The organism is Ruegeria sp. B11 (assembly GCF_056539785.1).
In genome coordinates, this window is sequence record NZ_JBQFVO010000001.1 from 880,075 (window position 1) to 894,851 (window position 14,777).

The 14,777-nt window shown below is 55.3% G+C and carries 14 protein-coding genes; 10 read left to right on the forward strand and 4 right to left on the reverse strand.

All coding sequences use genetic code 11. The features are described 5' to 3' along the window. From rplI to ACR0I1_RS04475, 4 genes are all read left to right on the forward strand, one after another. Positions 1 to 621, forward strand: a complete 621-nt coding sequence (rplI, locus tag ACR0I1_RS04460; protein ID WP_170396450.1) for a 50S ribosomal protein L9 — start codon at positions 1 to 3, stop codon at positions 619 to 621. Between the two features lie 153 nt (positions 622 to 774). Beyond that, positions 775 to 1,260 carry a lytic transglycosylase domain-containing protein gene (locus ACR0I1_RS04465; RefSeq protein WP_170396448.1) on the forward strand — a complete coding sequence of 162 codons (486 nt, stop codon included), beginning with the start codon at positions 775 to 777 and terminating at the stop codon, positions 1,258 to 1,260. Between the two features lie 278 nt (positions 1,261 to 1,538). Continuing rightward, entirely contained in the window at positions 1,539 to 2,240 is a 702-nt protein-coding gene (locus ACR0I1_RS04470) for an autoinducer binding domain-containing protein (protein ID WP_170396446.1), read from the forward strand. Positions 2,241 to 2,359: 119 nt separating this feature from the next. Next, a complete protein-coding gene (locus ACR0I1_RS04475) occupies positions 2,360 to 3,214 on the forward strand; it encodes an acyl-homoserine-lactone synthase (RefSeq protein ID WP_170396444.1) in 855 nt (284 codons plus the stop codon). Positions 3,215 to 3,309: 95 nt separating this feature from the next. Here ACR0I1_RS04475 and tig read toward each other — a convergent pair whose 3' ends face one another. From tig to ACR0I1_RS04490, 3 genes are all read right to left on the reverse strand, one after another. Beyond that, positions 3,310 to 4,641, reverse strand: a complete 1,332-nt coding sequence (gene tig / locus ACR0I1_RS04480; protein WP_170396960.1) for a trigger factor — start codon at positions 4,639 to 4,641, stop codon at positions 3,310 to 3,312. Positions 4,642 to 4,825: 184 nt separating this feature from the next. Beyond that, complete coding sequence (locus ACR0I1_RS04485; protein WP_480705159.1) at positions 4,826 to 5,950, reverse strand: porin; 1,125 nt, start codon at positions 5,948 to 5,950, stop codon at positions 4,826 to 4,828. A 300-nt stretch (positions 5,951 to 6,250) separates the two neighbouring features. Continuing rightward, positions 6,251 to 7,834: an NAD(P)H-hydrate dehydratase gene (locus ACR0I1_RS04490; RefSeq protein WP_480705161.1), complete on the reverse strand. Its 1,584-nt coding sequence runs from the start codon at positions 7,832 to 7,834 to the stop codon at positions 6,251 to 6,253. Positions 7,835 to 8,003: 169 nt separating this feature from the next. Here ACR0I1_RS04490 and ACR0I1_RS04495 point away from each other — a divergent pair, with 169 nt between their 5' ends. The 5 genes from ACR0I1_RS04495 to ACR0I1_RS04515 all read left to right on the forward strand — a co-directional run bounded on the left by ACR0I1_RS04495 (position 8,004) and on the right by ACR0I1_RS04515 (position 12,526). Then, the gene (locus ACR0I1_RS04495; RefSeq protein WP_170396438.1) at positions 8,004 to 8,342 is read left to right on the forward strand and encodes a P-II family nitrogen regulator; all 339 of its coding nucleotides are present in this window, start codon (positions 8,004 to 8,006) and stop codon (positions 8,340 to 8,342) included. Positions 8,343 to 8,375: 33 nt separating this feature from the next. Beyond that, positions 8,376 to 9,782: a type I glutamate--ammonia ligase gene (gene glnA, locus ACR0I1_RS04500; RefSeq protein WP_170396436.1), complete on the forward strand. Its 1,407-nt coding sequence runs from the start codon at positions 8,376 to 8,378 to the stop codon at positions 9,780 to 9,782. A 128-nt stretch (positions 9,783 to 9,910) separates the two neighbouring features. Then, positions 9,911 to 10,558: an MSMEG_1061 family FMN-dependent PPOX-type flavoprotein gene (locus tag ACR0I1_RS04505; protein WP_170565886.1), complete on the forward strand. Its 648-nt coding sequence runs from the start codon at positions 9,911 to 9,913 to the stop codon at positions 10,556 to 10,558. Positions 10,559 to 10,625: 67 nt separating this feature from the next. Further along, positions 10,626 to 11,420: a lytic murein transglycosylase gene (locus ACR0I1_RS04510; RefSeq protein WP_170396432.1), complete on the forward strand. Its 795-nt coding sequence runs from the start codon at positions 10,626 to 10,628 to the stop codon at positions 11,418 to 11,420. Between the two features lie 176 nt (positions 11,421 to 11,596). Continuing rightward, a complete protein-coding gene (locus ACR0I1_RS04515) occupies positions 11,597 to 12,526 on the forward strand; it encodes a hypothetical protein (protein ID WP_480705163.1) in 930 nt (309 codons plus the stop codon). Between the two features lie 36 nt (positions 12,527 to 12,562). Here ACR0I1_RS04515 and ACR0I1_RS04520 read toward each other — a convergent pair whose 3' ends face one another. Then, positions 12,563 to 13,306, reverse strand: coding sequence for a heme-dependent oxidative N-demethylase family protein (locus ACR0I1_RS04520; RefSeq protein WP_480705165.1), 744 nt, complete (start codon positions 13,304 to 13,306; stop codon positions 12,563 to 12,565). Between the two features lie 124 nt (positions 13,307 to 13,430). On the opposite strand from ACR0I1_RS04520, the gene dddP reads away from it, so the two are divergent. Beyond that, positions 13,431 to 14,774, forward strand: a complete 1,344-nt coding sequence (gene dddP, locus ACR0I1_RS04525) for a dimethylsulfonioproprionate lyase DddP (protein ID WP_480705167.1) — start codon at positions 13,431 to 13,433, stop codon at positions 14,772 to 14,774. Positions 14,775 to 14,777: the final 3 nt, after the last annotated feature.

Below are 14,777 nucleotides of genomic sequence, written 5' to 3' on the forward strand. Positions count from 1 at the left end.
ATGCAAGTTATCCTTCTGGAACGCGTTGCGAAACTGGGTCAGATGGGCGACGTCGTTGACGTCAAGCCCGGCTACGCCCGCAACTTCCTGCTGCCCCAAGGCAAAGCGCTGAGCGCATCGAACGCCAACATCGCGTCGTTCGAAGCCCAGAAAGCCCAGCTTGAGGCACGCAACCTGGAAACCAAGAAAGAAGCTGAAGCGCTGGCTGAAAAGCTGGACGGTCAGCAGTTCATCGTGATTCGTTCGGCATCGGATGCCGGCGCACTGTACGGTTCGGTCACCCCGCGTGATGCCGCAGACGCCGCAACCGAAGCTGGCTTCACCGTCGACAAGAAACAGATTGCCCTGATCGCTCCGATTAAGGAACTGGGTCTGCACTCGGTCGCAGTCAACCTGCACCCCGAGGTAGAAGTCGAGATCAAGATGAACGTCGCACGTTCGGAAGAAGAAGCCGAACTGCAGGCATCGGGCAAATCGATCCAGGAACTGGCTGCTGAAGAAGAAGCCGCTGCCGAATTCGAAATCGCCGAACTTTTCGACGACATAGGCTCTGCCGCTTCGGAAGACGAAGATCTGGTTGCCGAAGAAGCTCCGGTCGAAGAAGACGAAGCAAAAGCCTGATCTGGCTGCATATCCAATTTCAAAGGGCCGCGCTTTTACGCGGCCCTTTTTCTTTTTGTTACATCGCAAGCAAAATTCAGCCCGATTGTTCGCCTGGCCTTGCAGACCGGCGAAGGTTTCATATCATCGCCATTCGCAATCAGGAGTATTTTGATGACCCCCCTCCTTCGTCGCCGCGTCTTAACCTTGTTGCTTATGGCGCCGCTTGCAGCTTGTGGCAGTCCTGGCAGCTCGGGTTCCGGCGATACCTTCGATCCCCCCCTCTACCCCAATGAAACACCCGAGCTTCGCGCCTCGATCAATAAATGGGCTGACCACTACGAGCTCCCGCGGGAGCTGGTGCACAAGCTGGCCATCCGTGAAAGCACACATCGACCGTGGGCGGTGAACCGGCCCTATTATGGGCTTCTGCAAATCCTCCCGGCCACTGCGCGATCAATGGGTTACACTGGAAATGCCAAAGGCCTGCTGGACGCCGATACCAATCTGGAGTTTGCCGGAAAATACCTGCGAGGCGCCTGGCTTTTGTCTGATGGAGATCAACAACGTGCCATCTTTCTTTATGCCAAAGGATATTGGCCCGAAGCAAAGGCCAGGGGCATGCTCGTCGAGACGGGTCTGGTTTCTGCCACAGAATAGGCATGTTTTATTCGCATTTCGATTGTAATGCACATACATAACCTTCGAAATGCCACGGCGAATCCCATGACCTACTGCACAACTCTGACGTTAAATCTTTTAAAGGTGCGTAATTGTGTGCCCGAAAGGCACATTTACCTATAAAAGGCAGACATTTCCCACATCTTCTTGTCTTGACAAGCGAAATGTGGTGTCCTGCTTGACGTCAGGGAAGACAGTATCATTTTCCTGGCCAAGGGGATCCGCCCGCTCACTCGGGTCTAACTGGTCGTTACCGTATGGATATTGTTGATCTCAGCACTCTTCCCGAACAGGATACTCGGTATGACGAGTTCCTGCGTCAGGTCTGTGACAAATATGAAATGGACCACGCAGCCTATGCGGGTATGAATCCTGCTGCAGGTACGATTCACGGCCATGTGACTTATGGGGACGACTGGAAAACCCACTATCAAGAGCAAGGCCTGCACCTGATCGATCCGACGCTGCACATGAGCCAGCGCAGTATCGCTCCGGTCGACTGGAGCCGTCTGGAACGCGGTAAAGATTTCCAGCGCGTTTTTCGCGATGCACATGATTTTGGCATTCCAGATCAAGGCATTACGATTCCGGTTCGCGGGCCGTACGGAGATATCGGCTTGCTTAGCGCAGTGCGCGAGTGCAGCCGGGATGAGTGGAAGAAACTGGTGCCCAACGTGATAAGTGACCTGCAATCATTGGCCGTACACATCCATGACAATGTCATGACATCGGATACGATCAGCCGGATGCTGTACCACCCGACCCTCTCCAGCCGAGAATTGGAGATTTTGCAATGGGCCGCAGCGGGTAAATCGCAACAAGATATCGGCGATATCCTGTCGATTTCGCACCGCACGGTTGAGGTGCACTTGCGCTCTTCTCGCGAAAAGCTTAATGCACTGACGACTCCGCAGGCTGTCGGTCGGGCCATCGGAATCGGCTTAATCTACCCAGGATAAAGCCAAATTTTGCCGAAATTGGGCCAAAAAAAGCCAATATTACGGGAAACCCCCAATAGATTCGCTGTGGAAACCGGGTAACGTCTTATCCACAGACAGATCACTCGAAGGGGGTTAACATGATTTTGGTAGTTGATGGGCTGAACAGACATCTGTTCACCGAAGTTCTTGACGATATGTTCGAACTGCGCGCTCGGGTTTTTGGTGGACGACTTGGATGGGATGTCCACATCGAAGACGGCAAAGAAATCGATCAGTTCGATCACCTGGATCCTGCATACGTAATTGGTCTCGACGATGAGGGGAACGTCGTAGCCGCAGTACGTGCACTCCAGACAACCGGCCCGCACATGCTTTCAGATGTGTTCTCGGATATCTTATGCGGCGAAGCGCCAATGCGCAGCGCGACCATGTGGGAATCCACCCGCTTCTGCGTCGACACGCAGCGACTGACCCGAGGAAAAGAGAAGAACTCGGTTTCTTACGCGACCTGTGAGCTGATGATCGGATCTCTGGAATACTGCCGTAGTGCGGGTATCCAGGACATCATCACCGTGATTGACCCGGTTATGAACCGCGTTCTCAAACGCTCGAACTGTGCGCCTTACGACTATGTGGGCGAAACCGTTCCGATGGGCAAGGTACCGGCAATGGCGGCGTTGCTGGATTGCACAGAAGAAAGGATTTCGGGTCTTCGCGAATTCGCAGACATTCACCACGATGTCTTTATCGAAGAAGAAAAGGCGTTGGAGTTCTTCGAGGCCAAAAAGGCCGCCAAACTCAGCCCGGCAAATCGTGACCACAAGCCGCTCACCGATCTTGAGAAGTACTTTGTCGAACAGATGAGTGCGGCCAAGACGGAAGAAGAAAGGCAGGCAGTGCTGAAACTGATCGAAGCGCTGTCCGACACATTCACCCCAGAGCAGAAGACCGCTCTGTTACAGACCCCCCGTGCTTTTGCTCATGAGGCCTGACCCCCTCACCTCATAGTACAAAGCCACCCATGCGGAGCCGTCTAATTCGAGACGGCTCCGCTTTTTTTTGACCCCTAATGGGGGAAGGAAGAGGATTATTCCTCTTCCAGTGCCTCAACGGCTTTTTGCAGATCGTCCTTGCTGACTTCTTTGTCCGCAACCTGAGCCAGTTCGAAGACGTAGTCGACAACCTTGTCTTCAAAGATAGGCGCACGCAGCTGCTGCTGCATTTGGGCGTTCTGCTGCACAAATTCAAAGAACTGGCGCTCCTGGCCCGGGTACTGACGCGCCTGGTTCATGATCGCTTGTGTCATTTCCGAGTCGGTCACTTCAACCTCGGCCTTCTGGCCCAGTTCGGCAAGCAGCAGGCCCAGACGCACTCGGCGTTCGGCAAGCTTGTTATGCTCGTCGGTTGGTTCGATCGGATCGTGATCGTGACCTTCGACGTCAGGGTTTTCCTCGTGCCACAGCTGATGCGCGATCTGCTTGGCTTCGGCTTCTACCAGTGACGGCGGCAGGTCGAACGAGACTTTCTCGTCCAGCACGTCCAACAAAGCGCGCTTCATTACTGCACGGGACGCACCAGCATATTCGGCTTCCAGACGCTCGGCGATCTGTGCCTTCAACCCAGCCAGATCTTCGGCACCAAATTTCTTGGCCAACTCGTCGTCGACCTCAGCCGCGACCGGCTCTTTCACCTCTTTGATGGTGCAGGTGAAAACGGCGTCTTTGCCGGCCAGATGCTCAGCACCGTATTCTTCGGGGAAGGTGACGTTGACGTCTTTTTCTTCCTCGGCCTTCACACCGACCAACTGCTCTTCAAAGCCGGGGATGAAGCTGTTCGAGCCCAGAACCAGCGGGTAATCTTCAGCCGAACCGCCTTCGAACTCTTCGCCGTCAACTTTACCAACAAAGTCGAACACGATCTGGTCACCGTCCTTGGCTTTCGAACCCTTACGACGCGCTTTGAAGTTCTGCGCGGTCTCGGCCAGGTTGTTCAGCGCTTCTTCCACGGCTGCGTCGTCCGCTTTGACAACCAGCTTCTCCAGTTCAACCGATTTCAGGTCAACTTCTGGAATCTCGGGCAGCGCTTCGTAGGACATCGCAACTTCTACGTCGTCGCCTTCTTTCCAGTCCTCGTTGGTCATCTTGACCTCGGGCTGCAAAGCAGGACGTTCGCCGCTGTCCTCAAAGTGCTTGTTCATCGCACCGTCGATGGTTTCTTGCATCGCTTCGCCAAGCAGGCGCTGGCCGAACTGCTTTTTCAGCAGAGCCATCGGCACCTTGCCTTTGCGGAAACCCTTCATTTCAACCTCGGGCTGCGCTTCGGTCAGTTTCTCGTTGACCTTGTCGTCCAGCTCGGCTGCGGTCACAACGATGTTGTAGCCGCGCTTCAGACCTTCGTTCAGCGTCTCGGTAACCTGCATTTTGGTAGTCCCCATAGGATTCGGGGCGCGCAAAACGGGCGCGCCGGGCAAATTTGACGCCTTCTATTTGCACAGCCGCCTGCGTGCAAGAGGCAAAGGCCCTTTCAGGCTGGTTTTACCCCTATTACAGACGAAAAAACGCCCCGGCACAGGCCGGAGCGTTCGATCATCGAAAGCTGAGAAATCAGAACCTCCAGCGGGCCCCCAGCACCCACGCCTCGTTGTTGTCGAACGAAGCGCCATCTTCGAAATCGTGATTGCGGTATTTCAGATATGCATCTGTATTGATGCTGTCGATACGCTGAACAACAGCGATGCCCCAAGCATCAGTGCTGGAGCCGTCATTTACGAAGTCCGAACCCGAGTAATAGTCGATCCCGATACCGGTTTTACCCCAGGATACCCACTGATCCTCATAGGCAATCTTGCCGTAGAAGTAGTTCGGGTCAGACGCACCATCCGCGTCATTGTCCCGCGTACCGGCGGCTACGGTGAAACTCAGGCCGTTTTGCAGCATAACCGAGGCCGACCCGATCGTATCCTTGCGGTCCCCCGATCCATCGTCAGCCGAACGCACCGAGTATGCAACCGCCGCTGCAAATTCAACCCCGCCGCCGAAGGTGTTGTTATAGCGAAGGCCGATATCGTAATAGTCATCGTCATCGCTGCTGGACAGAATGTTCTGACCATAGGCGATGCCGGCCTTAAAACCGCTGAACTCCGGCGTGTCATACCGAACGCGGCCACGGCGCGCACCGTCAAAGTTGCTGCTGGAATCGCCAACGGTGATGTCGCTCAGAAAACCGTCAGTACCGCGATAGAAGAACCCGCCATTTTCATCGTTGGTAAAGGAATACAGCGCGGTTCCGACGTAAGACAGATCCACTTCGGCAGCGCCATCGGCCACCATGCTGCCCTGACCGGCCGAGAATTTACCCCAGTCACCGGCAAGTGCGAAATCCACGTGACGGATATCTTCACGCGTCCAGCCGCTGAAATCTGTGCCCAGCTGGTTCCACTCGCTCGAGCTCGGCAGACCAAGCCCGGTTTCAAAACGGAAGGTGAAATCGTTGTTGCCGAAGGGCTGCAACAGTTCCAAACCGACGCGGCTGTTTGACAGGTCATTGTCCAGAACGCGCGTTTCGGTCTCTTCACCGTCGTCAACCGAGATTAAGGCCGGGTGCAACTGACCATAAAGCAGGACATAACCGCCCGTGTTGTTTTCGTATTTCAGTTCGGCGGCGGCGGGGATTGCCGTTGTTGCGACAAGCGCCGCTGCTATCGAAGTCAGCTTAAAATTCACTGTCATGTCATTCACCATAGATGGGTCAGTTTTTTTGATATTGCCGATATGCGCACCTGGATTAACGGTTCCAATGATTGCTAAAGCTTATTAGCCCGGCATTGCATTTCTGCCACAGGCGGAGGCGGGGAACTTCAGGGAAAGCGTTTTATAATCAATATTTTGACCTAGTTCGAAAGCAGCACCCAGCTAACCTGCAAGACAATTCTTGCGCTGCGTGTTGCAGCTTGCAAACACCCGTTATGCGCACAGGTAAATCATAAGGCGAAACATTGCCGCTTTGACCCGCGATCGGCCAATATTTGCCTATGACCCATTGATTTCGAGCCGCGCGAATACCGCTGGCACTTGTTCCGGCAGATCTTCAGCAATCAACCCCGGCCCAAATTGCCTGGCGCATTCCACATGTAACCAAGCTGCGGTCTTGGCTGCAGCCATCGGGTTGAAGCTCCGCGCCAGTAGTCCCGTTATGAACCCGGCAAGCACATCGCCCGACCCTGCTGTCGCCAGCCAGGGCGCCGCCCGGTCAAACAGCGCCGCATTGATCGCACATTGCCCATCCGGTGCAGCAATCACCGTGTCAGGGCCCTTGTATAGTACCACACAGCCAGCCTGCTTGGCCGCCTCACGCACGGCATCCACTTTGGAATAAGCCGGCCCTCTGCCCGGCTTGATCGAAAGCTTTTCGGAGATCTCCGGGAACAATCGCGCAAACTCGCCCCCGTGCGGTGTCAGAACACATCTGTCATGGAGCATGTCCAACAGCACCTCTGGCGCATCAGCAAAAGCCGTCAAAGCATCCGCGTCCAGCAACGCGGGACGCCCCGAGGCCAGCGCCACAGGAACCAGCTCCTGCGCACGCGCCAGCCCCAAACCAGGACCGAGGCATAGTGCATTCAACCGCGCATCCATCAGGACTTCCAACAGATCATCGCCGCTCTGGACCCGCTGCAGCATCAGCGCAGTGATGTGACTGGCAACCTCCATCTGAGCCGAGGGTGGAACACCCAGCGTCACCAATCCGGCCCCGATGCGTAATGCACCACGTGCCGCCAGCCTTGCTGCGCCGGTTGCCCCCGCACCTCCGCTAATAATCAAGGCATGCCCATGCGCATATTTGTGTAAGGCAGTTGCCTTCGAAAAATCAGCATCCGGGGTGGTCACCAGTTTGACCGCACCCTGAACTCCCTCCTCCAAACCAATGTCCTTGACGACCAATCGGCCACTTCTGACCGGCCCCAGCCCCAGATAATGCCCCAGCTTTGCAGTATGAAACGATACCGTGAGCCTGGCCTGAACCGTCGCGGTCCCTGGGGCCAGCTCACGCCCACTATCGGAACACAGGCCAGATGGCATATCAACGGATACTGTCTTTTCGGCGATGGCTGGATCCGAGGCAGGCATTTCTGCCCATTTTAGAACATCACCCTCAAGCGGTCGCTGTAAGCCCGTCCCGAATAACGCATCGACATAAAGGTCAGCCCCTTGATGCGCGGCAAACACTTCGGAAAATGGGTGAACCTCCCCCAATTCGCCCCACCTGTCATGATTCACACGCGCATCTGGTGGCAGCTTCGCCGGATCACCAAGAAGAAATGCCGCCACCTCCCAGCCGCGCTCCCGCAGCAAGCGTGCAACAACAAATCCATCCCCCCCGTTATTTCCTGGCCCGCAAAGAATTACCGCACGCAGCGGATCCTCTTCATCTGGCCCCAAATACCTCGAGGGTGCGGGGGCTGGCCCCCGCTGCAGCTCTGGCCATTCTTCAAATACGGCTTGAAGAACACCGCGCCCCGCCCGCTCCATCAGCTCCAGTCCGCTCACGTCACCGGACTCAATCGCGGACTTTTCGATCGCCCGCATCTGTGCCGCTGTCAGCAACTCTGCCATATTGCGCCCTCACGCGATTCAATTCTGATTACATTTTGTGCATATCGATCAAAATTTAACCCGTTGCACGATTTCGCAGCACCACAAGGCGACCAAATTCGCAGTTCCATTGCTGCCCGATCTTAGACGTGATCATTGCCATCAAGACAACCATACAAGGTGAGCCGGAATGAAAAAGATCGAAGCGATCATCAAGCCGTTCAAACTGGACGAAGTGAAAGAGGCGCTGCAAGACGTGGGAGTCCAGGGCCTCAGCGTGGTCGAGGTAAAAGGCTTTGGTCGCCAGAAAGGTCACACCGAACTTTATCGCGGCGCAGAATATGTTGTCGACTTTCTACCCAAGGTAAAGGTCGAGGTCGTGCTGGATGATGATCAGGTTGACGCAGCGATCGAAGCCATCGTTAGCGCCGCTAAGACCGACAAGATCGGGGACGGAAAAATCTTTGTCTCACCTATCGAACAAGCCATTCGTATCCGCACCGGCGAAACCGGTTCGGAAGCCCTGTAACACAGCAATCTTCAAATCAGAGGAACAAATAGTATGAGCAAGGACGCAGTTCTTCAGCTGATCCGTGATGAAGACGCCGAATACGTCGACATCCGCTTTACCGACCCGCGTGGCAAACTTCAGCACGTCACCATCATGTCCGATCAGGTCGATGAGGACTTCCTGGAAGAGGGCTTTATGTTCGACGGTTCGTCCATCGCGGGCTGGAAGTCGATTGAAGCTTCCGACATGAAACTGATGCCCGACACCGACAGCGCCTATGTCGATCCGTTCTATGCGGAAAAGACCATCTGCCTGCACTGCTCGGTTGTGGAGCCTGACACTGGTGAAGCCTATGAACGTGACCCGCGAGGCACCGCTCAGAAAGCCGAAGCGTACCTGAAGGCTTCCGGTATTGGTGATGTGGCCTACATGGGTCCTGAGGCCGAATTTTTCCTCTTTGATGACGTTCGTTTCTCGAACAGTATCAACAAGGTATCCTACGAAGTTGATGCGACTGATGCATCGTGGAACACCGACACCGAATACGAGATGGGCAACATGGGCCATCGTCCGGGCGTCAAAGGTGGTTACTTCCCCGTAAACCCCGTTGACGAAGCGCAGGACCTGCGCTCGGAAATGCTGTCGACCATGAAGCGTCTGGGCATGAAGGTCGACAAGCACCACCATGAGGTTGCATCGTGTCAGCACGAACTGGGCCTGATCTTCGACAGCCTGACCAAGCAGGCCGACGAGCTTCAGAAATACAAGTACGTGATCCACAACGTTGCACATGCCTATGGCAAATCGGCGACCTTTATGCCGAAGCCAATCGCAGGTGACAACGGCACCGGCATGCACGTGAACATGTCGATCTGGAAAGACGGCAAGCCGCTGTTCGCGGGCGACAAATACGCCGACCTGTCTGATGAGGCGCTGTACTTCATCGGCGGCATCCTGAAGCACGCCAAAACGCTGAACGCCTTCACCAACCCGGCGACCAACAGCTACAAGCGTCTGATCCCAGGTTTCGAAGCCCCCGTCTTGCGCGCCTATTCGGCCCGCAACCGTTCAGGCTGCGTGCGTATTCCGTGGACCGAAAGCCCGAAAGCCAAGCGCGTCGAGGCCCGCTTCCCCGATCCGGCCGCAAACCCCTATCTGGCGTTCGCCGCGCTGCTGATGGCCGGTCTGGACGGCATCAAGAACAAGATCGATCCGGGCGAAGCCATGGACAAGAACCTGTACGATCTTCCTGCCGAAGAACTGGCCGACATCCCGACCGTATGCGGCTCGCTGCGCGAAGCTCTGGAAGCGCTGGCATCTGATCACGACTTCCTGCTGCAAGGCGATGTGTTCACCAAAGACCAGATCGACGGCTACATCGCGCTGAAGATGGAAGAGGTAGAAACCTACGAGCACACACCTCACCCGGTTGAGTACGGCATGTACTACAGCTGCTGATTAAGAATTTTCGACGAAAATTCTCAGGGGGCGCCCATCGGGCGCCCCTTTTTCTGTATCTCCGCGAGATTTGACGGATCGATGATGATCTTTCAAAATTTAAGCTCAACATCAGGCGGAGAGAGCACATGCCCGCAAGCGACAAACCCTTTTCTGAGTATTCAGGACTTGTAACCTCGGAAAAAGATCTGGAACGCATTTGCGGGCAACCCTTGCCGCAGATCATTGCAAAGGAATTGCCTGCACTTGATGAGATGTGTCGAGACTTCATTGGCATGTCCTCGTTCTGCCTGATCGCTTCGGCCAATCCCGATGGGCATCTCGATATTTCGCCTCGTGGCGATCCTGCGGGGTTTGTGCAGGTGCTCTCGAACTCGATGATTGCGATCCCGGACCGGCCTGGGAACAAGCGCGTGGATACGTTTCATAATGTGCTGAAAGATCAGCGCGTCAGCGTGATATTCTTTGTCCCCGGAAAATTGGAAACTCTGCGCCTGCGGGGATCCGCGAGAATTAGCGCAGATCCCGAACTTCTTTCAAACATGGCCGTTGGTGGACGCGTGCCCAAGCTGGCCCTGTTGATCCATGTCGAAACCGTCTTTGCGCACTGTCCCAAATGCATCATTCGATCAAACCTGTGGCAACCCGATGAATGGCCGGACTCATCCAGTCTGCCAAATATGAACGCGATGATGGTCAAACATGCCAAGATCGACAAAACCCCGGATGAATGGTTCGAATCCCTGAAAGGCACAGACGAGCTTGATCTCTATTAAACCACTTTGCGGTAGGTCGAACTCGGCTTAGGCTGAGCATGGTTTTTTTTGCACTCGGATTTCCTCTATGCCTCGTCTTCGCCTTTACGCTGCACTCGCGTTCCTTCTGCCCTCAGTGGCACTGTCCGCCCCTTGTGGGAATACCAGCAGCGGGTTTGAGGCCTGGAAAGCCGACTTTGCCAAAACCGCCAAACGGGCGGGTGTGAAAAAGAAGGGTCTGCAAGCGCTCGCACAAACGCAATATGCAACACGTACGATTGCCGCGGATCGCAATCAGAAGAGCTTTAAATACTCATTAGACAAATTCATGCAGGTGCGCGGGGCAAACACCATCGTTGCGCAAGGGCGCAAGCGCAAAGCTCGCAATCCGCAGTTTTACGCCGCGCTCGAGCGTCAATATGGCGTACCGGCGGGTGTGCTAATTGCCATTCACGGCATGGAAACCGGCTTTGGAGGTTTCATGGGAGATAGTCAGGTTGTTTCCGCAATCACGACATTAGCCTATGATTGTCGCCGATCCGAATTCTTCATCCCGCACGCTATCGGCGCCTTAAAACTGGTTGACCAAGGTACCCTTACGATGGCGACAAAAGGGGCAAAACATGGCGAGCTGGGGCATACACAGTTCCTGCCCGGCAACGCCCTGACCTATGGTGTGGACGCCACCGGTGACGGTCGGGTCGATTTTTATAACATGACCGACGCGCTCGCCTCGACCGCGAATTTTCTACGTAAGAAAGGGTGGAAGCCCGGTCGCGGCTATCAACCCGGAGAGCCGAATTTTGCGGTCATACAGCAATGGAATGCGGCCTCGGTCTACCAGCAATCCATTGCAATCATGGCGGCGCGAATCGACAACTAGGGCGGTCATAGGCTTGACGTCAGAGCACCTGAATTCGGCCACATTGTTGCCACATAGATTTAAGGAAACCCCGATTTTCTTGGTTTCCAAAGCGTAATCAATCTTGGAATATTTCGACTTTTTTCCATTTTGGTCAAAATTTGCGCCATTTCGCCTGTTAATTTGTTGTGAAGATTATGACAGCAAAGGAACATGCTGTGACTGCAAAGCATAGTTACCACGGTGGCCTCCAGTTTGACGGGTCGGCAGATGGCGCGCTTGAGCGTCTGTGCGAGGTCGTCTCGACGACGCTGGGTGACTATGGCCATCTGGTCGAGCGCAAGACGCTTCTTAGCGCATCAGAGGCCAGTATCGTCAGCAGCCAATATCTCGTGCGTCTGACATTGGACTCGGAACCAACCCAAGTAGATCACAACCACCATGAGCGGATGGATCGAACCGCTGGTCTCAAAACTATGCCGCGTGCTGCGGTAACCCTGCCGGGAAACCGGCTGACGATCTCGATTTGTCCGGTGTCAAAACTGCTCGATGACAGTGAAATATCCGAGTTGATGCTTGTGGTGATCCTGTACCGAATGGTCGACATCTGCACGACCCGTCGTGTCGAATGGTTGTCGCCCAAAACCGTTCTGACCATCGAACAATTCATGAGTGCCTTTGATTCAATTGCGCCGCGCAACGCCCGGAACCGAAAGCAGATATTCGAAGCAGTCAGCGGCCCATTTGCGGGGCTCGATCTGCCTGATCCTGATGCGGAAGATGCACAGACCAAACACGCCAAGCCGCGTCCGATCAAGCTAAGTGACGACCAACTGCTCAGTATCGCCTTCCGGACCGAGGCTGATGCTCCCCTGCCCGCCGGCAACATTCACCAGTCCGAGGACGAAACGGAACGCCCAAGCGATATTCTGCGACTGACCAGCTGGGGCATGACTGGTGCTGTGGCAAGCATATCGACACCGATTGCCATATCCCTGGCAGCAGTCAATCTGATCCGGGGTGAGGATTTCCGCCTCAACACTCAGGTTCTGGCTTTTACCACAGCGATTTTTGGCCTGAACGCTACGAATGCTTTTGCCGAGGTCGCCAGCGCGATTGGCATGTAATCAAATTACCCAAGACCCTCCTTGGAGGCCCCGCCGTCAGGCGGGGTTTTCCATTTTAAGGACCTGATCAGCGGCCATTACATAAGTGTGGATCGCGAACACCACTGCGTTTGTCTCAGGTAAACGCAAGAGAGTCTGACGTTCACTACGCAGATATCGGGCCGAATTTTCGTCCTGCGGCGTGCGTCGCTGCATGAGACTACGCGGTTGGAACAATTCGGCATCATTGTACCAAAGCGCATTGAACCGCCAAAGTGGCCGGTTGGGCTGAATGCCGTCAAACAAACGTTGAACTCTGCGGGCAATATTGGCGTCGTAGGCATCAACCGGTTCATGGATCCCAATCAAAGGGCGCATGAACTTTTCTGACAGCATCCAGCTTGCGGGAAAGCACAGGATCGCGCCAGTCAAAACATGCTCGTCATCGTGTTTCTGCAGAATGCAGAAATCCTCTTGCACCAAATGGCATAGCGTTTCCAACGGGCGTTCCCGGTCAACCTCAACCCGTACACCGTCGGGCCGCACAACGTTATCGGAGACATTCGGATAAACTTGCTGAATGACCAGTTCCAGCAACTCCTGCGCGGGTGCCAACGCCTCGGGGCTTTGCGCCAAGACGTCCGGTTTTTGCTGCGCCAACAGCGCGGCGCGTCGTTGCATCTGGGCAGAAAACGCATCGTCGCGATGCAACCAGGCCCTGGGGTCCGCAGGCTTAATGCCAGGCAGCGGGTTTTGGGCGAGTGGATCATAGGGAATGGCTTGCTGTAATATCACGGTCATAGTCGAGGCATAGCACCCTGCTCTGGTGCTGTCGGTCAAAAAGCGACCAGAAGACGGTCGCAAACCTAGAAGACGCAGCGCATCTGGATTTGCAGGTTGGGCAGGCAAGCAGAAAGGTCCAACCGTGAACACACCATATCGTGACACCCGTAAGATTGACCCGACCCGGGGCGCCACCCTCGGGGACGGGACACCGAACGACAATGAAAGGATCGAGATCGGACCGACACAGCTTGCCTTCGACGAATGGGCCGCTGCCGGGCTTAGCCTGCCCAATCTAGAACAGATGCGTAAATACCGCTGGAAACGCCTCACTCAGGCCATCGTGCAGCGCGATTGGGGCGGGATCCTGCTGTTTGACCCCCTGAATATCCGCTATGCGACTGACAGCACCAACATGCAGCTCTGGAATACCCATAACCCGTTCCGGGCCGTTCTAGTTTGCGCTGACGGATATATGGTGATCTGGGACTACAAGAACTCTCCGTTCTTGTCGAAATTCAACCCGCTGGTGCGCGAGCAGCGCTCGGGCGCCGATCTGTTCTATTTCGACCGGGGCGACAAGATTGACGTTGCCGCAGATGTGTTTTCAAACGAGGTGCGCGCCCTGATCGAAGAACACGGCGGCGGCAACATGCGGCTGGGTGTCGACAAGATCATGCTGCACGGCCTGCGCGCGCTTGAGGCTCAGGGGTTCGAGGTGATGGAGGGCGAAGAGCTTACCGAGAAAACCCGTGCTATCAAAGGCCCAGACGAAATCCTCGCCATGCGCTGCGCCAGCCACGCCTGCGAGACCGCTGTGGCCGAAATGGAGCGCTTCGCACGTGTCAATGTCGGAGACGGGAAGACATCCGAGGATGACATTTGGGCAGTGCTACATGCTGAAAACATCCGGCGCGGTGGTGAATGGATCGAGACCCGCTTGCTTGCCTCGGGCCAGCGCACCAATCCCTGGTTTCAGGAATGCGGCCCGCGCATCACGCGGCAAAATGAAATCATCGCGTTCGATACCGACCTGATCGGGTCTTACGGCATTTGCGTCGACATCTCACGAACCTGGTGGATCGGCGATCAAAAGCCACGTGCGGATATGATTTATGCCATGCAGCACGCGCATGAGCACATCATGACCAACATGGAAATGCTGAAACCAGGCGTCATGATCCCGGAACTAACCGCGAATGCCCATCGGCTGGATGACAAGTTTCAGGCACAGAAATACGGCTGCCTGATGCATGGAGTTGGATTGTGCGATGAATGGCCCTTGGTGGCCTATCCCGACAAGGCGGTCGAGGGATCCTATGATTATCCACTTGAACCCGGAATGGTGTTGTGCGTCGAAGCGGCAGTTGGCGAGGTTGGCGGCGATTTCTCGATCAAGCTGGAAGATCAGGTACTGATCACCGAAGACGGCTATGAAAACCTCACGAAGTATCCGTTCGACGCACAGTTGATGGGGTCTGGCTAAGCG

Excerpts from the sequence above, each read along its gene's own strand:
- ACR0I1_RS04510 (WP_170396432.1), top strand. The coding sequence starts at position 10,626 with ATGCCTCGTCTTCGCCTTTACGCTGCACTCGCGTTCCTTCTGCCCTCA.
- rplI (WP_170396450.1), top strand. The coding sequence starts at position 1 with ATGCAAGTTATCCTTCTGGAACGCGTTGCGAAACTGGGTCAGATGGGC.
- ACR0I1_RS04495 (WP_170396438.1), top strand. The coding sequence starts at position 8,004 with ATGAAAAAGATCGAAGCGATCATCAAGCCGTTCAAACTGGACGAAGTG.
- ACR0I1_RS04485 (WP_480705159.1), bottom strand. The coding sequence starts at position 5,950 with ATGACAGTGAATTTTAAGCTGACTTCGATAGCAGCGGCGCTTGTCGCA.
- ACR0I1_RS04465 (WP_170396448.1), top strand. The coding sequence starts at position 775 with ATGACCCCCCTCCTTCGTCGCCGCGTCTTAACCTTGTTGCTTATGGCG.
- ACR0I1_RS04475 (WP_170396444.1), top strand. The coding sequence starts at position 2,360 with ATGATTTTGGTAGTTGATGGGCTGAACAGACATCTGTTCACCGAAGTT.
- ACR0I1_RS04520 (WP_480705165.1), bottom strand. The coding sequence starts at position 13,306 with ATGACCGTGATATTACAGCAAGCCATTCCCTATGATCCACTCGCCCAA.
- ACR0I1_RS04470 (WP_170396446.1), top strand. The coding sequence starts at position 1,539 with ATGGATATTGTTGATCTCAGCACTCTTCCCGAACAGGATACTCGGTAT.
- ACR0I1_RS04505 (WP_170565886.1), top strand. The coding sequence starts at position 9,911 with ATGCCCGCAAGCGACAAACCCTTTTCTGAGTATTCAGGACTTGTAACC.
- ACR0I1_RS04515 (WP_480705163.1), top strand. The coding sequence starts at position 11,597 with ATGACAGCAAAGGAACATGCTGTGACTGCAAAGCATAGTTACCACGGT.
- tig (WP_170396960.1), bottom strand. The coding sequence starts at position 4,641 with ATGCAGGTTACCGAGACGCTGAACGAAGGTCTGAAGCGCGGCTACAAC.
- ACR0I1_RS04490 (WP_480705161.1), bottom strand. The coding sequence starts at position 7,834 with ATGGCAGAGTTGCTGACAGCGGCACAGATGCGGGCGATCGAAAAGTCC.
- glnA (WP_170396436.1), top strand. The coding sequence starts at position 8,376 with ATGAGCAAGGACGCAGTTCTTCAGCTGATCCGTGATGAAGACGCCGAA.